General features: G+C 71.8%; 15 protein-coding genes and 1 pseudogene. 6 read left to right on the top strand and 10 right to left on the bottom strand.

The window, feature by feature from the left end; translation table 11 throughout:
• Positions 1-42 precede the first annotated feature (42 nt).
• Both SLAV_RS36630 and SLAV_RS36625 read left to right on the top strand, forming a co-directional pair.
• Positions 43-543 carry a MarR family winged helix-turn-helix transcriptional regulator gene (locus SLAV_RS36630; protein ID WP_030238047.1) on the top strand — a complete coding sequence of 167 codons (501 nt, stop codon included), beginning with the start codon at positions 43-45 and terminating at the stop codon, positions 541-543.
• A 168-nt stretch (positions 544-711) separates the two neighbouring features.
• Complete coding sequence (locus SLAV_RS36625) at positions 712-1,017, top strand: hypothetical protein (RefSeq protein WP_234333824.1); 306 nt, start codon at positions 712-714, stop codon at positions 1,015-1,017.
• Positions 1,018-1,155: 138 nt separating this feature from the next.
• Here SLAV_RS36625 and SLAV_RS36620 read toward each other — a convergent pair whose 3' ends face one another.
• Positions 1,156-2,550, bottom strand: a complete 1,395-nt coding sequence (locus tag SLAV_RS36620; protein WP_030238050.1) for a S53 family peptidase — start codon at positions 2,548-2,550, stop codon at positions 1,156-1,158.
• A 393-nt stretch (positions 2,551-2,943) separates the two neighbouring features.
• Between SLAV_RS36620 and SLAV_RS36615 the strand changes: the two genes are divergently transcribed.
• Positions 2,944-4,986 carry a M4 family metallopeptidase gene (locus SLAV_RS36615; protein ID WP_030238054.1) on the top strand — a complete coding sequence of 681 codons (2,043 nt, stop codon included), beginning with the start codon at positions 2,944-2,946 and terminating at the stop codon, positions 4,984-4,986.
• 746 nt (positions 4,987-5,732) lie between these two features.
• Here SLAV_RS36615 and SLAV_RS36605 read toward each other — a convergent pair.
• A complete protein-coding gene (locus tag SLAV_RS36605; protein ID WP_234333825.1) occupies positions 5,733-7,049 on the bottom strand; it encodes an MFS transporter in 1,317 nt (438 codons plus the stop codon).
• A 218-nt stretch (positions 7,050-7,267) separates the two neighbouring features.
• Here SLAV_RS36605 and SLAV_RS36600 point away from each other — a divergent pair, with 218 nt between their 5' ends.
• Entirely contained in the window at positions 7,268-7,684 is a 417-nt protein-coding gene (locus tag SLAV_RS36600; RefSeq protein ID WP_051841324.1) for a hypothetical protein, read from the top strand.
• A gap of 36 nt (positions 7,685-7,720) precedes the next feature.
• On the opposite strand, the gene SLAV_RS42775 is transcribed toward SLAV_RS36600, so the two are convergent.
• The 5 genes and pseudogenes from SLAV_RS42775 to SLAV_RS36580 form a co-directional block, all read right to left on the bottom strand.
• Positions 7,721-8,341 carry a hypothetical protein gene (locus SLAV_RS42775; protein ID WP_234333829.1) on the bottom strand — a complete coding sequence of 207 codons (621 nt, stop codon included), beginning with the start codon at positions 8,339-8,341 and terminating at the stop codon, positions 7,721-7,723.
• Between the two features lie 223 nt (positions 8,342-8,564).
• Positions 8,565-8,738, bottom strand: a pseudogene (locus SLAV_RS42770) (ComEC/Rec2 family competence protein); the annotation flags it as partial.
• 14 nt (positions 8,739-8,752) lie between these two features.
• A complete protein-coding gene (locus SLAV_RS36590) occupies positions 8,753-10,048 on the bottom strand; it encodes a hypothetical protein (protein WP_030238062.1) in 1,296 nt (431 codons plus the stop codon).
• A complete protein-coding gene (locus SLAV_RS36585; protein ID WP_030238064.1) occupies positions 10,045-11,229 on the bottom strand; it encodes a caspase family protein in 1,185 nt (394 codons plus the stop codon). The genes SLAV_RS36590 and SLAV_RS36585 overlap by 4 nt, the downstream gene beginning before the upstream one ends.
• Before the next feature lie 62 nt (positions 11,230-11,291).
• Complete coding sequence (locus SLAV_RS36580; protein WP_030238067.1) at positions 11,292-12,263, bottom strand: SDR family NAD(P)-dependent oxidoreductase; 972 nt, start codon at positions 12,261-12,263, stop codon at positions 11,292-11,294.
• Positions 12,264-12,530: 267 nt separating this feature from the next.
• Here SLAV_RS36580 and SLAV_RS36575 point away from each other — a divergent pair, with 267 nt between their 5' ends.
• Positions 12,531-13,925: an oxygenase MpaB family protein gene (locus tag SLAV_RS36575; protein WP_030238069.1), complete on the top strand. Its 1,395-nt coding sequence runs from the start codon at positions 12,531-12,533 to the stop codon at positions 13,923-13,925.
• An 82-nt stretch (positions 13,926-14,007) separates the two neighbouring features.
• Positions 14,008-14,835, top strand: coding sequence for an alpha/beta fold hydrolase (locus SLAV_RS36570; protein ID WP_030238072.1), 828 nt, complete (start codon positions 14,008-14,010; stop codon positions 14,833-14,835).
• On the opposite strand, the gene SLAV_RS36565 is transcribed toward SLAV_RS36570, so the two are convergent.
• The 3 genes from SLAV_RS36565 to SLAV_RS36550 all read right to left on the bottom strand — a co-directional run bounded on the left by SLAV_RS36565 (position 14,832) and on the right by SLAV_RS36550 (position 17,908).
• Positions 14,832-16,229: a CLIPPER-2 domain-containing protein gene (locus tag SLAV_RS36565; RefSeq protein ID WP_030238075.1), complete on the bottom strand. Its 1,398-nt coding sequence runs from the start codon at positions 16,227-16,229 to the stop codon at positions 14,832-14,834. The genes SLAV_RS36570 and SLAV_RS36565 overlap by 4 nt on opposite strands.
• Before the next feature lie 927 nt (positions 16,230-17,156).
• Positions 17,157-17,423, bottom strand: coding sequence for a helix-turn-helix domain-containing protein (locus SLAV_RS36555; RefSeq protein WP_030238077.1), 267 nt, complete (start codon positions 17,421-17,423; stop codon positions 17,157-17,159).
• Positions 17,423-17,908, bottom strand: a complete 486-nt coding sequence (locus SLAV_RS36550; protein WP_030238081.1) for a DUF2975 domain-containing protein — start codon at positions 17,906-17,908, stop codon at positions 17,423-17,425. The genes SLAV_RS36555 and SLAV_RS36550 overlap by 1 nt, the downstream gene beginning before the upstream one ends.
• Between the last annotated feature and the right edge of the window lie 46 nt (positions 17,909-17,954).

Below are 17,954 nucleotides of genomic sequence, written 5' to 3'. Positions count from 1 at the left end.
GTTCACTGAGCTGAATCATTGCTCGTGGCTTACGATAGGCCGGTGAACAGTCCAGGGCAACCGCATACGACGGGCCCCGCCCCGGCCACCGGGCCGCGCGGAGCCGCGTTCCTCCTCGCCCAGATCGGCGCGCACGCCGCCGGACGCTTCGCCGAACGCATCGGCCACCTGGGAGTGACCCCGGCGGACGTCGGACTGCTGCGCATGATCGCCGGACAGCCGGGGCGCAGCCAGCGAGCCCTCTCCGAGGAGCTGGGCGTCGTACCGAGTCGCGTGGTCACGCTCATCGACGGCCTGGAGCGCAAGGGCCTCGTCGAACGGCGACGCAGCGCCGAGGACCGCCGCAACCACGAACTCCACCTCACGGCGGAGGGCAAACGCACTCTCGGCGCGGTCTCCCGCGCGGCCGCGGCCCACGAGGACGCCCTGCTCGCCGCCCTCGACCCGGAGCAGCGCACCCGGCTCCTCGGCCTCCTCGAACGCGTCGCCGCCGAACAGGAGCTGACCCCCGGGGTCCACCCCGGCTACCGCGCCCGCGGCTGAAGCGCGTCCCGGCGGGCCCCTCCGGCCCCCCCGACACGCGCTCAAGGACGAAACGACACGGCGATTTTCGGGGGTTTCTTCCGATTTTTGGCACGCCTATGTGTTAGGCATAGCAGGCCAATATCCCGAAATAGGAGGTATGCGACGATGCGCGCAACTCTTCTCCGCGTGACGACCGCGCTGGGTACCGCGGCAGTGCTGGCCATCTGCGGAGCCGGCGCCGCCAGCGCCGACGGCGTGGGCAACTCAGGCATCGGCAACCACGGCGTGGGAAACGCCGGCTTCGTCAATGACGGCGTCGGAAACGCCGGAATCGCCAACCACGGCGTCGGAAACGCCGGAATCGCCAACTGGGGACTGGGCAACGCGGGGCTCGGAAACACGGGCCTCGGCAGTCACGGCATCGGCAACTCGGGCGTCGGCACCTCCGGCATCGGCAACTCGGGCGTCGGCACCTCCGGCATCGGCAACTGAGACGGATCAGCCCCGCACCACCGAGTCGTCCGACGGGCCCGGCTGACGCCGGGCCCGTCCACCCGGGCCGCCCCGCATCAGCTGCGGGGCGGCCCGGGCCTCGTTGAAGGCCGGACGGACCGTCCGGCGGGGGGAGCGTCAGCCGCGGCGGCCTTCGCGGGCGAGGGCGGGCACGAAGCGGGCCGCGTCCAGGGTGCCTACGCCGGTGGCCATGTCATAGCCGTTCACCGCGGGGTAGCCGGTGACGCCCTGGTAGCTGTTGTCCGTACCGTCGTTGACGTCGACGATGCCGGTGGAACGGTCGTAGGCGGAGCGCCCGTAGAGGGAGTACAGGGCTTCGTGGATGTTGCCCAGGCGCTTGCCCGCGGCCTGGTCGGCAAGGGCCACGATGCCGGAGAACAGGGGGCTGGACTCGCTGGTGCCGCCGGAGACGTCCCAGCCGGTGGCGGTGGGGTCGAAGCTGGAGTAGATCCAGGCGCCGCCGTTGACCGCTGCGGCCATCGAGATGTCCGGGGTGCCGCGACGGTCGCCGACGACGTTCTTGACGCCGTTCTGGAAGGCCGGGCGGGTGAAGACGTGGGACTGGCCCCCGCCGCCCGCGCCGTTGTCGTTGTAGACGCTCTCGGGAGCGGTCCGCCTGCCCGCGTCGTCCAGGTGCAGCTGGGTGCCGCCGACGGAGGTCACCAGCGGATCGGAGGAGGGCCAGGAGTTGACGCGCTCGTGGTAGTAGCCGGTGCCGTCGGCGGTGTTGTCGGTGGCGCCGCCGTCGCCCGAGGAGGCGAGGACGGTGACGTGGTTGCGGGCGGCAGCCTCGAAGGCGTAGCGCAGTTTCCCGATGCTGGAGAAGTCACCCTTGTCGAACCCGGGGAAGGTGTTCTCGGTTGCGCCGAAGCTCTGCGTGATCACGTCGCCGATGCCGTGGTCGATCAGGGCCTTCTCGGCGTCCATCATCTCCGGCAGCCCGGTGGTGCCTTCGGTCTCCGCGACCGCGGTCTCCACCAGGACGATCTTCGCGTCCGGCGCCACCGCGTGCGCCATCTCCACGTCGAGGGTGGTCTCACCGGCCCAGCCGAGCATGTCCTCGTTCTTCGGGTCCCACTTGGGGACGTTGCCCCACTTGACCACCTGCACCTTGGCGCTCGGTATCCCGAACTGCTTGCTGTAGACGTCCAGGTCGTGCTGGACCGTCGGCGAGCCGAAGGAGTCCACGATCACGATCGTGCGGCCCTTGCCGGTGATGCCCGCCTTGTAGAGCGGGTTCAGGTCGTACGCCTCGCGGTACTGCAGCGGGGTGTAGCACGCGATCTTCCACTTGGTCCGGCACTCCTCGATGGAGAGCGGGCTCCCCACGGCGCGGACCAGCTGGTGCCCGGCGACGGCGGGGCGGGCCACGGTGCGCGGCACCGCGGAGGTGTGCGCGGAGGCGGTCACGGTACCGGTCACCGGAGCGGCCGCCACCGCGGTGAGCGCGAGGCCGGCGGCGGCGGCCGTGGTGGCCGCGGCGCGCGGCCACGTACGACGAACTGAGTGCATTGCGGACTCCCTTGGGGGGTGGCGCCGCTCGGAGCGGCTCCCGCGATCACACCTGCCAAGTCATGCGCATTACAAGGCTGTTTGACGCTTGATGCCGAACGCTTTACCTGAATGCGCAAGACGACGCCGAGTACCGGGTTCTGGTCAAATCCCGTCCAGTATGGGCGGTTTTGAGCTCATTTAAGCCCGTCTGCGCCGCCCCGAGGTGTCCGGTCAGCGGACGCGACCCGGCGAAATTCGGACGCCTTTCGGCGAATACCTGACGTGTCCATGGCGATCATGGCGATCGCTGGCAACCTCTCCCCATCCCCAGCACGACGAGCGACACACGCTCCACCCGGCCGGCCTCATCCCGGCCGCCGGTTCCACCCCCCACGCTCAGAAGGAGTCCGCGTGAAGTCCACGCACCGGCGGAACGCCACCGCCACCGGCGCCCTGCTCGCCGCCGCCGCACTGCTCACCGTCGGCGTCCAGGCGGGCAGCGCCAGCGCGCAGCCCGAAGGGTCCTCGAACGCGACCGCCCCCAAGGGCGGGCCCGTTCGCAACCCGGGCGCACTGCCCGCGCAGCTCTCGCCGTCCCAGCGCGCCGAGCTCATAGCCAAGGCCCAGAGCACCACGGCCGCCACGGCCAAGGAACTCGGCCTCGGCGACCAGGAGAAGCTCTTGGTCCACGACGTGGTCAAGGACCAGGACGGTACCACCCACACCCGATACGAGCGCACCTACGAGGGACTCCCCGTCCTCGGCGGCGACCTGGTCGTCAACCGCACTTCGGCGGACCGGACGCAGAGCGTGAGCAAGGCGTCCACCGCCCAGCTGCAGGGCGTCTCCACCGCCGCCCCGGCCGACGCTCCGGCGGCCGCCTCCGCGAAGGCCCTCGACGCCGCCAAGGCGATCGGCTCCAAGGCCGACAAGGCCGACGCCGCGCCCCGCAAGGTCGTGTGGATGGCGAAGGGCGTGCCGACCCTGGCCTACGAGACCGTCATCGGCGGCCTCCAGGACGACGGCACCCCCAACCAGCTCCACGTCATCACCGACGCCAAGACGGGCGCCAAGCTCCACCAGTGGCAGGGCATCGAGACCGGTGTCGGCAACACCCACTACAGCGGCCAGGTCACCCTCGGCACCTCGGCGTCCGGTTCGAACTTCACGCTGAACGACGCGGCCCGCGGCGGCCACAAGACGTACAACCTGAACCGCGGTACGTCCGGCACGGGCTCGCTCTTCACCCAGTCCACCGACACCTGGGGCAACGGGGCCAACTCCAACGCCGCCACCGCGGGCGCCGACGCCGCCTACGGCGCCGGGGTCACCTGGGACTTCTACAAGAACGTCCTGGGCCGCTCCGGAATCCGCGGCGACGGCGTCGCCGCCTACTCCCGGGTCCACTACGGCAACGCGTACGTCAACGCGTTCTGGGACGACGGCTGCTTCTGCATGACGTACGGCGACGGAACGGGCAACAACGACCCGCTGACCTCGCTCGACGTCGCCGGTCACGAGATGACGCACGGCGTCACCGCCGCCACCGCCGGCCTCAACTACAGCGGCGAGTCGGGCGGCCTGAACGAGGCGACCTCCGACATCATGGGCACGTCCGTCGAGTTCTACGCGAACAACCCCAGCGCGCCGGGCAACTACCTCATCGGCGAGCAGATCAACATCAACGGCGACGGCACCCCGCTGCGCTACATGGACAAGCCGAGCAAGGACGGCGGCTCCGCGGACGCGTGGTACTCCGGCGTCGGCAACCTCGACGTCCACTACTCCTCGGGCCCGGCCAACCACTGGTTCTACCTGGCCTCCGAGGGCTCCGGCGCCAAGACGATCAACGGCGTCAGCTACAACTCCCCGACCTCCGACGGCCTGCCCGTCACCGGCATCGGCCGGGACAAGGCTCAGCTGATCTGGTACAAGGCGCTGACCAGCAAGTTCAACTCCAGCACGGACTACGCGGGGGCCCGCGCGGGCACGATCGCCGCGGCGACCGAGCTGTACGGGGCCGGCAGCCCCGAGGTCAACAGCGTCACCGACGCCTGGGCCGCCGTGAACGTGGGCGCCCGCTCGAACGGTGGCACCCCCACCCCGGGCAAGGTCTTCGAGAGCACGACCCGGGTGGCCATTCCGGACTCCCCCGGCCCGGCGGTCACGTCGTCGGTCAGCGTCACCGGCGTCACCGGCAACGCGCCGAGCGCCCTCAAGGTCGGCGTGAAGATCACCCACACCTACATCGGTGACCTCCAGATCGACCTGGTGGCCCCCAACGGGACCTCGTACCGCCTGCAGAACTCCTCGTCCGACTCCACGGCCAACCTGGACAAGACGTTCACGGTGAACGCCTCGGCCGTGGCGGCCAACGGCACCTGGAAGCTCAAGGTCCAGGACAAGGGAGCCGCTGACACCGGCACGATCACCGACTTCAAGCTCACCTTCTGACCGACCACGACCTGAGCGAAGGTGCCCGGAGCCCTGGAGGCTCCGGGCACCTTCGCGCACCCTCTCCCCGGGACGCCCGGCTCCGCATGGGACGCAGGTCTGCCCTCAGGGGCATGTGCGGACGCCTCCGGTGCGCCTGTCGTCGAAGGCCACTGGCGGAACGGTTCGGAGCCCGGGCAGTGCGTCCGGGCTCCGGCCCCCTTACGGGAAGCGGCGGCGTCATGGGTCACGACCGGAGGAAAGAGGGCGGCGAGCGGGACGGAAGGGCTCTGCCGCCGCGGACCCCAGCGGCCCGCTTCACCACGCACGACACCCCGTTCGGACTGTACAACGAGCGCCCGGGACGCGGCGGAGCTCCGTGGATCACCACCAACATGACGCAGTATCCGGGAACGGAGAAGACCGACGGCCGCTACGTCCGTGAGGAGGAGATCGAGGGCCTGAGCGACGACCAGTGCCGGGCGGCGGCGATGCTCATGGGGATCGCCAACGCCGAGGCGCTTCGCGAGCCGGGAGCCCTCAAGCACATCCGCAGCGCGCTGCGGCGGCAGGCCGACCCGTCCCACGAAGCACCGGAGTTCCTCAACGACTACCCTCAGGGACGCGTCGGTGGTGCCCAGCACGAGAACCGGGTCCGGTCGGGGCGGACGAGGCGGGCCACGCCGAGGTCGAGACCATCCTTGAGGCCTCGTCCTCGTCCTCGTCCTCGTCCGACGAGGGCGGGCGCCGCCGCCGGCGGTGACCCCTCAACGGACCTTGTCGGCCGGGGCCCCGGCGGCGGTGGGCGCCGCGGCGTCCAAGACGTCCTTCGCGTCCAGGGCGTCCAACCGCCGTACGCTGTAACGCCGCTGTACGACGGACAGGCCCGCGACCGCCGCTCCGAGGACGAGCCATCCGGTGGGGCCGGCCGCCATCACGGCCCCCGTCAGCAGCACCGGCCCGGCCGACTTCTGCACCGACTGGGCCATGCCCGCCACCCCGAGGTAGGACGCCCGTGCCTCCTGGGGCGCGAGGGACACCGCCAGCTCCCAGGAGCTCACCGACCGCATCAGCTCCGCCAGGGTGGCCAGTACCGCCACAGCCAGCAGGACGACCGAGGCGGTCCAGGCCCCGCCTCCCGTCGACAGCGCGAGCAGGGCGCAGGAGGCGAACATCGTCAGCCCGTACAGGCGGACCGCGGCCGCCGCCTGGCGCGGCTCCTCGACCCGGGCGGAGACCCGCAGTTGCAGTACGACGACGAGCACGGTGTTGATCACGAGGAAGGCCGGGACCAGCGCGTGGGGTGCGTCCGTGTGGTGGACCAGCCACAGCGGCAGCCCCACGCCGAGGATCGAGTCGTCCAGGTTCATCGGCATGTCCAGCAGGACGAACCGCAGGTATCCGCGGTCCCGCCAAGGGCTCGGTGCGGGCTGCCGCCGCCCGTTCGGTGCGGCGGGCCCGTCCGCTGCGGCCCGGCTGCCCGCGCGGGCCCGCGCCCGCGGGCGGCCGCCCGCCTCCCCGGTGCGCCACACCAGGGCGGCGGCGGCGACGAAGGACAGGGCGTTGGCGAGGATCAGGACCTGGTAGGCCTGGCGGCTGCCCACCGCGAGGCCGATCGCGGCGAGACCCGCGCCGAGCGCGTAACCGGCGTTCGCCGAGCTGCGCGACAACGCCTGGTAGGTGGCGCGGCGTTCGCCCGCGACGCGTGTCGCGAAGAGCATCTCCAGCGTCTTGGCCGCCCGGTCGCCCAGGTTGGTGAGGGCGACCACGGGCAGCAGCGCTTCGAAGCGGGTGACGACGAGCAGCGCGCACAGGGTCGCCAGCCGCAGCAGATGACAGCCGATCAGCAGCGGGCGCACCGGGAACCGGCCGGCCAGGTGCCCGGCGAGCGGCGAGCCGGCGATGCCCGCCACCCCGGCCACGCCGAACAGCAGGCCCAGCTGGCCGGCGTCCAGCCCGACGACGAAGGTGAAGTACAGGACGGAGGCCGCGGCCCATACTCCCGAGCCGGTCCGGTCCAGCAACAGGGCGAGCAGCATGATCCGTGCGGGGCGTCCCCCCGGCGGTCGGCGCAGCTGCGCCACCAGACCGGCCTCACCCCGCCGGGTCTTCCCGCTCCCCCGACCCTCCCCGCCCCGCCGCATCCCGAGCCCCCCGAATCCTCAGCGAAAGTATCTCGATGTCGAGATACCCGGAGGCAGCCTGCCCGAGATTAATCTCGACGTCAAGATACTTGGAGGGGCGCGCGACCGGCCCGACCCGGGGCGCGGCCGAGGCACCGGGCCTCTGTCACCATGGGTCCATGGACGCCCCGACCCGTGGCGCGTGGCTCCGCGCCGGAATCAGCCGTGACGGCGGCCCGCTCGAAGAGACCGAGCACGTCGTCTGGCTCCAGAGCGGCACCCTGTACGCGGACAGCCGCGGCTTCGCCGGAAGCACCTCCTACGACGGCGAGCAGGTCACCTTCCACCACGACGTGGGCTCCCCCGGCCATGACATCGGAACCCTGCGGTCCGAGGGAACCCGCATGGTCGAGACCGGCACCAACCTCGACGGCAGCACCTTCCTGGAAGTCTGGACGCCCCTGCCCGGCAGCGACGGCCCCGCCGGCTCCTGGACCGCGGCCGGTACCCAGACCGTCCGCGTGGGCCGCCATGTCGTCCACGTCGACGCCGCCGCTCACGGCACCCACTTCACCCTCCCCGCCGACCCTCCGTAGCCCGCCCCCTCACCTGGGCGCGACGCCCGCTCCGGGTCAGAACTCCACGGTGACGAAGCCGTCCTCGTCCGGCGCGGCCGGTTCGACCACCCGGTACCCGAACTGCTCCTTCAGGGCGTCCAGGTCCCAGTTCGCCGCCCGTTCCCGGTAGTTGAAGACGAGGTCCTTCGCCTCCCCGCCGTGCTGGAGGATGCGGGCGACGGCGATGTCGTCCGGGTGTCCGTGGATCTTTCCGTTGGTGGAGATGAGATAGCGGCCGCAGTCGAGGAGGCCGAGGAGCTCGTTCGAGATGTTGTGGGCGCTGCCGTGGTGGGCCACCTTCAGGGCGTCGATCCGCAGGCGGCCGCCCTCGGCTTCGGCGCGCGGGCGCAGCGAGGCCGCCAGGCGCCGGTCATCCGCGTCGCCGGTGAGGACGATCCGGGTGCCCTCGAAGGAGAAGAGCAGGCCGATGCTGGTGCGGTTCGTCGCGGAGCCGTCCCGTAGGAACGGCGCGGCGGCCAGCGCGGGAACGTCGACCGCGCCGAAGTGTTCGATGCCGGGCACCGGCCGCCTCTCCTGGGGATCGACCCCCGGGATCAGGCCGGCCTCCGCGCACTTGGTCTCCCACACGGGGATCAGCGCCTCCAGCAGACCGCGGTCCGGCGCCAGCACCTCCATCGTGGAGCCGTCGTCGAACCAGGTCAGCGGATGCGATGCTGCGCCCTTGGAACGCCTTGTTCCACGGCAGTTGCCGGGTCATGAGCGTGGTCGTGAGCATCTCTCCTTCGACCGCGCCGAAGACGTCGCGGTCGTGGAGGTGGTCGAAGCCGTTGAACCACACGTCCCCGAGCTCCACCGGCTCCTGCGCGTCATCGAGCAGCGCCAGCACGCCGAGGATGTGGTCCTGGTCCACGTGCGTCACCACGAGCACGTCGACGGTGCGGTCCAGCTCGGCGAGGAGCGGCTTGATCCGTTGGTAGGTGTCGTGGCGTCCGCCGTCGACGAGGACCCGGCGGGTGAAGTCGGCGTTGCCGTATTCGAGCAGCAGGCAGTCGCCGTCCTCCGCGGGCAGCATCCTGAGACGGATCATCACGTCCTCCTTTGCCGCAGGTCGAGGATGAGGAAGGGCTCGCGCGTGTCGACCAGCCAGGAGAGCCGGCGCGCCGCGTCCAGGCGGCGTGCGCACTCGGGGTCCTCGGGGAAGGCCGCGAGCCCGTCGACGAGCCAGGCGAGCCCGAGCGTGTAGAAGGGGATGCCGCGGTCGAAGGCCTCGATCAGCCCGTCCCGGCCCCGCCGTACCTGCCCCGGGTCCCCGCGGGCCCGGCGCAGCAGGCGTACCGCCCGCAGGATCGCCCCGTCGCCGAGCCGGGGGAACCCGTCGGCCAGCCGTTCCAGCCAGGGGTCCCAGCGCGTCGCACCCGGCGAGTGGTCGGTGCCGAGGAGGACGTAGCACCCGGCCGCCGCCGCGAGCGGGTTGGCGAGCCTGGAGTAGAGCGTCGCCTCCACGTCGGCGAAGAGCCGGGCCGCGGTGTCCAGGGCGCCCTGGGCCATGTACGCGAGGCCCGCGCCGACGTCGGCGTCGCGGACGGCCACGGAGACGGCGCTGCCGGTGGGGCTCTGCCGGAGGTTGACCAGCACCTCGGCCTCGGCTTCGCCCCAGGGCAGGGGAAGGGTGACCAGCCGTACGGACCCCGCGGCCTCCACGACGAGGAACTGCCGCTCGCCGACGGGCCCGCCGGGAGCCCCGAGGGGGCCGTCGGGACCGAACCGGTAGAGCGGCGTGACCGCTCCTGCGGGGTGGAGGGACGCGGGCAGGACGCGGGAACCGCCCGAGCCGATCGATCCGGCGACCGGGGTCCCCGGCGGGGTCTGCGCCAGGGCCAGCATCGACGCGAAGGACCAGCACGCGGGCGCGGAGTCGCCGACCCAGGTGGCGAGGGCCGTCAGGTCCACGGCTCCCCCGGACACGGTGCCGTCCGGCCGGGAGGCGGTGGCGACCATGGAGCGCGAGGCGACCGACTCCGCGAGCGGGCTCCGGGCCGCGCCGTGGTAGACGCCGCCCGGCTCGATGTTGCCCATGAGGTACTGCCACGAGTGTGTCCCGTAGGGCGAGTCGGTCATGGCGAAGTCCACCGGGGTCTCCCGGCCCTCCACCGCCACGGCGCCCTCCGTCAGCACCAGCCCGGAGGGCAGGGACGCCGAGACGACGTAGCGCCCCGGTTCCACGGGGTAGGACCTGGGGCTCGGTGAGCTCCCGCAGGGGATGAGGATGCCGCGGCGGGACGTGCCCGAGAGGTCGGACGGGCGGATGTCCCCGACGATCACGGCCTCATCGGGCTCCCCGCCGGGCGCAAGGAGCAGCCTGACGGCGAGTACGGCGCTCACGGCCGGGCCAATCGGAGGTGGAACAGGGGCGGGCGGGCGTCGAGTCCGTCCCTGCGCACGTCCCCGGGACCGAGGACGGCCTCGACCTCGTACTGCCCGAACGGCAGGAACAGGGACCACTCGGTGAGGTCGGGTTCGTCCCCGGCCGCCGGGGGCGGGCGGCGCCGGTCGTCCTGCCCGGGGTGCCTGCAGACGAACTCGGCGAGCGCGTTGTCCGTCTGCGGGAGGCAGCCGATGTACACCGGGACGATCGGGTCGCCGGGCAGTTCGTGGAAGACGAAGTCGAACGACTCGGAGTTGACGGGTACGGCCGCGTTGGTGAGGGTTCCGGCGAAGGCGGGCTCCTTCATGAAGTGGCCGATCGCGTGCGTCAGGGTGCCCGTGGTCACCCGCCACACGTGGCCTTCGGTGTTCTCGCTCGCGGCGCCGTCCACGCTCTGCAGCAGCGCGGAGGTGAACAGGCTGGCCTCGCCGGCCCGCCCGAAGGTCTCCTCGCCGTGCAGGGTCGCGTAGAGGACGGCGTGCTCGCGCGGCACGAACCCTTCGGGGCGGAACATCTCGTTGCCGTCGACCGGGACCCGTCCGAGCGAGGCTCCGCCGACGGTCCTGCCCAGTGCGTCGGAACCGGCCCGGCAGGCGTCGACGAAGAAGACCTGCTGGCCGGCCCGGCAGCTGTTGAGCCCCCTCTTGAGTCCTTCGAAGTGCAGGGCGCCGTTCATCGGGCTGTTGAGGTCGGCGAACATGTCCGAGGCCAGGAGGGAGGTGTCGAACCCCAGCGAGACGCCGTGGCCGCAGAAGTAGAAGACCAGCCGGGCCTGGTCGTGGTCGCCCCGGTCCTTCCACTCCAGGACGGCGGCCACGATGTTGTCGATGGTCGCGGCTGCGACGGCGTGCTCCGCACCCGTCCGCGGATGGACGAAGGGACCGGGCACCTCCTCGCCGAGCAGGAGCGCCAGGCTGCCGAGCGGTCTGCCCGCGTCGTGGTACTTGTCGATCATCCAGGTGGCGAACCGGCGCGCCGAAAGGGGCGGTGAGGTCAACTGCCGCATTCCCACGGCGCCCGGATGGGCCGTCGGCGAGGCCCCGCCCTGAAGGTGCGTGTACGCCCCTACCCCGATGACGAGCGCGTGGGTGGACGCGGGCCCCGCGTTCTCGTCGAGGTGCACCGTGAAACCGGCCATGGGACCCTCCGCGCGATGCATCGACAGGCCAGCGCGAGGCTTTCCTCCTATTATAGAAATGTTCATGGCATATGTCCCTCGGAGGGCCCTGGGAGGTCACCGGGGTCGACGCCCGTCAGGTCACGGCTCGTGTCCCACAACCGCGCCGCGACGGAGACGTCGGCGAGGTGGTTCCACACCCGTTCCCGTCGGGGTTCGCCCCGCAGGCCGAAGACGCGCGGACCCCACAGCTGACCTCCGTCCACGGCCGGGTCGAGCACGGCCCGGACCGCGGGCCACGCGCCGGCGTGCTTGCCCTGGACGAGGAGGGCCGCGGGTGCGGCGCTCAGCCGTGCGCCGGCGGTCCTCACCTGGATCGGCGGCCGTGACGGGGTGAGGGAGTCCAGCGCGCCGCCGGGATGGACCACGACGCTCGCCACCCTGGAGCCGACGGCGCGCAGACGGCGGTCGAGCTCGAAACCGAAGTACATCTGCGCCAGCTTGGACCGTCCGTAGGAGCGCTTGGGCCGGTAGTCGTTCCCGGACTGCAGGTCGTCCAGGTCGAGCCGCTCCGACTTCGCCGCGAAGCTGCCCACGGTCACGACGCGTGCCGCAGGGGCGGCCGAGAGCAGCGGCATGAGCCGCGCCGTCAACGCGAAGTGCCCGAGGTGGTTCGTACCGAACATGAGCTCGTGACCGTCCCCCGTCTCCCGGCGCGGCGGGTCGTCCAGCGCAACGCCGGCGTTGTGGACCACCGCGTCGAGGCGATCCACCCCCAGGGACTCCACCACCGGTCGCAGCGAGGACAGGTCGGCGAGGTCCAGCCGGACGGCCCGCACCCGCGCACCGGCGACACGTGCGCGTATCGACGCCATGGCGACGTCGGCCTTCGCCGGCTCCCGGCTGCCGAGCACGACGGTCGCACCGGTTGCCGACAACTGCTCCGCGACGAAGTACCCGATGCCGGCGTTGCCGCCGGTGACGAGGAAGACGCTGCCGTCGGCACGCGGCAGCCGTCGGACGTTCCAGGGCGGGGTGAAGGATGCGGACGACATGGCGACGGTGGCTCCCCTGCTGGTTAAGGCGGCTGCCGCTGGGGGCGGGCAACTCGGTCCCCATGGTTGCGGCGGCCACCGACACCTGGCCCATCGATCACCGACGCTCCCGCCGGACGGCCGACATCCCACCGACAGACCGCCTCGCGGGGCGGGCGGGCGTTCGGGAAGACGCACGTCAGGGTGGAGACCAGGGCCCGGCTGGGCCGGGAAGGGGTCACGGGCGTTGTACGGGTGTTGGTGCCCCTACGAGAGAAGGAAACTCCTGTGACCTCTGTGGCCTTACCCGCTGTCGAGACCCTGCTGCGGCGCACCCTCGGCGAGCGGCGCATCGGACTCGTGGCATGGCGGTTGCTCGTGCTGCAGATCGCCCATCCCGTCGTCGCCGCGGGCATGGACCGGTACTCCACCTACCGCGCCCACCCCTGGCGGCGGATCGGGCACACCATGGAGAGCGGCAGCCGGCTGTTCTTCGCCGGGCCCGAGGAACGGCGCCTGGAAGTGGCCCGCCTCCAGCGCACGCACCGGCGCATCCACGGGACCGACGCGGCCGGACGGGAGTACAGCGCCGAGGATCCCGCGGTCCGCGGCTGGGTGATGGTGACGCTGTACGAGTCCATGACCGCCATGCGCGAACTGTCCGGCGATCCCCTGTCGGCCGCCGAACTCGACCTGCTGTACGCGGAGTTCCTGGACGTCTGCGCCGCCCTCGGGATCCCGGCCGAGGTGTTCCCGGCGAGCGCCGGCGATGTTCCGGCGTATGTGGAGCGGACCGTCCGGGAGGTACTGGAGTACGGTCCGGAGGTCCGCGACATGCTGTACGGGATGCTCCGCCAGGCCCCCGCCCCGCGCCGGCTGGGGCGGCTGGCACCCGCGTGGCCGCTGCTGCGGGTGGTGATCTCCCGCGCACTGGCCGCCCTCACGGTCGCCGACCTGCCGGCGGCCTGGCACGAGAGGTTCGGGACCTCGCGCGGGGCCGGGGGCGCCGCGCTGTCGTGGACGCTGCACCACGGGCTGCGCCACGCCATGGCCCTGGCGCCCGACCGGGTGCGCTACCGCCGCCGGTCCGTGAGCGGCGCGGCGGCGCCCGCAAGGGTGGTGGTGCCGAGGACGCGGAGCGGCGGCGACTCCCGTCCGGCAAGGCTGGAGGCGTTCTTCCGCCAGGTCCTGGACCAGACCGGCAACGGCAGGGTCGACTCCGCCGACCTCCAGGCCATGGTGCACACCGTGTGCTGGCGGCTCGAACTGCCCGCCGAACGGGAGGACGAGGTCTACGCCGCGTTCGAGGGCTGGTGGCGCCAGCTCCGGCAGGCGGCCGATGCCGACGGCGACGGAGGCGTGGACTGCCGCGAGTTCGTGTCCGCGATGCTGGCCGGGGTGGACCGTGACCCGGCGTACCTGGAGAACGGCCTCGTACCGGCGCTCCGGGCGCTGTTCCGGGCCGCCGACACCGACGGCAGCGGCTGCCTGGGGGCGGACGAGTACCGGGTCTTGTTCGGGGGGCCTCGGGTGCACCCGGCCGAACTCAACGACGGGTTCCGGGAGATGGACGCGGACGGGGACGGCCGGGTCGAGGAGGCGGAGTTCGTCGCCGCGTTCCGCGCGTTCTTCTCCGCCCGGACGGACGGCGCCGCCGGGGCGGGCCTGCTCGGCCGGGCCTGAAAGACGGGCCGAGGCGCATCGAATGCCCATGTGATCGAATACCCATTTGATGGAAGGTCTCCGGCCGGACATGATCGGCGGCGTGACCCTTTCTCATGACGCGGCCGGTTCCGGCCCTGCTCTCGTCCTCCTCCACTCCGGCGTCTGCGACCGCCGCATGTGGGATCCGCAGTGGGAGGCCCTGCAGGCCGCCGGATACCGGGTGGTCCGCGCCGACCTGCGCGGTTTCGGCGAGACCCCCGCCAAGACGGGCGACTACGACCCCGTCGCGGACGTGTGGGAGCTGCTGGACTCGCTCGGCATCGAGCGGGCCGCCCTGGTCGGCGCTTCGTACGGGGGCAAGCTGGCCCTGGCCGCCGCCGCGCGCCACCCGGAGCGGGTCACCGCCCTGGCCCTGCTCGCCTCCGGCCTGCCCGGCCGCGCGCCGAGTGCGGAACTCCGCGCCTGGGGCGCCCGGGAGGACGCCCTGCTGGAGGCGGACGACCTTGAGGGCGCGGTGGCCCTGAACGTCGAGACCTGGCTCGGCCCGGACGCCACCCCCGGGACCCGCGCGGCGGTCGCCGACATGCAGCGGCACGCCTTCCGGATCCAGCTGGCCGCCGAAGCCGCCGCCGAGACCGCCGAGCCGTCCGTGCCGGCGGCGAACGAGGCGGAGGCGGCGGAGCAAATCCCGCCGACGGCCCCCACGTTCGACCTCTCCGGGATCGCGGCCCCCGCCCTCGCCATCACCGGAGCCCATGACTTCGCCGACTACCGCGAGATCGCCGTGGCCCTGGCCGACCTCCTCCCGAACGCGCGCCACCTGGACCTCGACTGGGCCGGCCACCTCCCCTCCCTGGAGCGCCCCGAGGAAGTCACCGCTCTCCTCCTGGACTTCCTGACGGGGGCGGGCGTGGCCAAGGAAGGCTAGTTCCGGCCGGCGCAGGGGTCGCAGCAGGAGGGGGCCGGTTCGACGCAGACGCTGACGCTGTCGGTGTTGTCGGTGGTGTCGGGGTCCTTCTCGTTGGCGGTGACCGTGGCGGTGTTGCCGATCAGGCCTGCCGCAGTGGCCTTGGCCCGCAGCACGAGGGTGGCACCGGCACCCTCCGCCAGGCCTCCCACCCTCCACAGTCCGGTGGCCGGGTCGTAGCTTCCGGGGCCGTCGGCGGACAGGAAGGCGAGGCCGTCGGGGAGCTGATCGGTGACGGTGACGCCGGTGGCGTCGTTCGGACCGGCATTGCGGACGGTGAGGCGGTAGGTCACCGTCTGGCCGACGGTGACGGTCGTCGCGTCGGCCGCCTTCGTCACGCTCAGATCGGCAGCCGGCTTGACCTGCGTGACCTGCTCGTTCGAAGTGGATGTCAGGGGTTCCGGCTTGTCTCCGAGCCGGTTCTCGTACGCGGCGCTCGCGGTGTTGCTGATCTGCCCGCCGCCGGCTGCGCGGTCGACGGTGACCCGGTACTCGACCGTGGTCCCCGCCGGCAGCGTCTCGGTGCTGGGCAGGCTGCCCCCGTCCACGGCGCCGGCGCCGTTGCCGAGGCGGAAGACGACCTTGTCCGCCCCGCTGTCGTAGTGCGCCTGGTCATCGCCCGGAGCGTCGCTCTTCACCCCGGCGTTGGGGCCGTCGATGATCCTCAGGGAACCGGGCAGATAGGTCGTTCCCTGCGGAATGACATCGGTCAGGGCGAGGTTCTCCGCCGCGCCGCCGCCCTCGTTCCTCACGGCGATGCGGTAGGTGATGACGTCGCCCACCTCCAGCGGCCCTGTGGGGGCGGCGGTCTTGTCGAGCACCACGTACGGGGCGGTACCGAAGAAGATGCCGTCCAGGAAGTTGCCGACGCTGCGGTTCCCGCCTGCGGCGGAGATGGAACGGAACGCGAAGCGCGTCAGCGTCTGGCCCGCCGGGACGGTGTAGGTGCCGGTGTAGTAACCCCAGGCGGTGTTGCCGTCGGTGAAGCGCCGCTGCTCCACGGGGGCGCTGGGTGCGCCGATGTCCAGCGCCATCGTGTCGTCCCCCTGGCGCCCGCGGTGGTACAGCCGCCAGTACAGCTTGCTGCCGGGGGTCGTCGGCAGGTCCTGGTAGAGCGTGGAGACCTCGTTCGCGTTGAGCTCGGCGAACTGGGTGCCGTCCGCCGCCGGAACGCCCTGGAACCCCGAGTGCCACAGCTCGATCCTGTGATCGGAGGCGGTGGTGAGCCAGCCCGGGACCCGCTTGGACGCCTGCGTCTGCGAGGCGTCGGGCAGGATCTCCACATTGGCCACGACGGGCTGTTCGAAGCTGCCGTTGGCCAGGGCAACCCGGAGCGGAGCGGGAGGTGTGGTCATGGTTGTTCCCTTCGAGTCGACGCTGCCGGAACGCACCGCCGATCGGCCGCGACTGCGCGCGTGCCGTGGCGGAGCGGACACTCCGTAAGGGCATCCCATGCGGCCGAACACGTAAAGTGACGAATGGAGGGGCTCGGCCAATCCCGCGCGGCGGGTTTGCGGGACCCGCCCCGGGACCACTCCCGCCACGCCGTCATCCCTGACGGCACAGGCACGCCGCCCCCACCACACTCGCCTCCCGGCGCCCACCCGTCCGCGCCGTCACGACCGAAAGCTTCCGTCAAACCGCAAGCGCTCGACCCACTTGAGGGTGAATCAGTCACCGCCCAAGTTGACGTCTCACCGGGGGCGCCATCGGCCGAACTTCATTCATCATGCATGTATCGGGTGTCGCCATGGGGCGGCGGGATCAACTGCCGCTCCGGCAGGCCGACTCCAAGGAGTACGTTCTGACCACTGACCTCAGGCGTGGTGCAGGCCAACGGACGTTACGGGCACTGGTCGCGACCCTCTGCGCGGTCATCGGCACCACCGCACTCGGTGTGAGCCCGGCGGCAGCAGCCGATCAGCGCCCTACACGTGCGCCGAACCGAAGAAGGGCGCCGGGGACCGTGACGCCGGACGACTCGCGGCCGCGCCGTCTTGGACCACGACGTACAACGACCCGTGGTACGTCGACAAACTACTGGGCGACGGGCGTGTGGACGGCATCACCGCGGGCTACGCGGCCTTCACCGGAGTGCGCGAGTACGACGACAGCCGGCAGTGCGCCAACGCCGTCGGCCTCGTCCGCGACTGGGTGAGCCGCAATGGCGGCACCCATCGCATGGCCGCCCCCGGTGACCCGTCTGTTCAGGTAGCACACGGGCCTCCCCCGCCGGGCGCCGAGCGGCCGGCGGGAGGACGGTCGGCGCCCCCCGGGGCACGTCATCCGTCCCCGGCTCCCTCGGCCTCCCCGGCTTCCCCGGTTTCCCCGGCCTCCCCGGCTTCCCCGGCTTCCCAGCGCAGCAGGTCGCCCGGCTGGCACTCCAGTACCTCGCAGAGCGCGGCGAGCGTCGCGAAGCGCACCGCCTTGGCACGGCCGTTCTTGAGTACCGCCAGGTTGGCGGGCGTGATCCCCACCCGGTCCGCGAGCTCGCCCACGGACATCTTCCGCCTGGCCAGCATCACGTCGATGTCGACGGCGATCGGCATCAGATCACCTCGTCCAACTCGGCCTGCATCCGCGCCGCTTCGACATCGCGCGCGACGGCCTGGGCGAGCAGCATCCGCAGCACGAGCACGATGAGCGCGACGCCGAGGATGGCCACGCCGACCCCGCCCATGATGACCGTGACGCCCGGGTCCTCACGCTGGCCCGGCGCATTGACGATCGTGACCGCGAACCACAGCAGGGCGGCCGCCACGATCGCGCCGATCACTCCGTCCACGTACCGGAAGGCCGCGTGGGAGAAGACGGTTCCGCGCCGCACCATCGTCACCAGCCGCCATACGCAGACCATGACGACCTGGGCCGACACCATGCCCAGCATCGTGATCACGCGCAGCGGGGTGAGCGGGAGCGACCCGTCCTCGGGATCGGTGGCCAACGCCCACACCATCGACGCCTGTACGAACACGGTGCCTGCGAGCACCACCACGAGCACGGCGCGCAGCGCACCCACTGTCAGTTTCCCCACGACCTGTCCTCCCATCGACCCTCAATGGAAATCTATCGAATATCGA

Source organism: Streptomyces lavendulae subsp. lavendulae (assembly GCF_002803845.1).
In the GTDB taxonomy this organism is placed as follows: domain Bacteria; phylum Actinomycetota; class Actinomycetes; order Streptomycetales; family Streptomycetaceae; genus Streptomyces; species Streptomyces lavendulae.
This window is presented reverse-complemented; position numbering and strand designations above follow the sequence as displayed.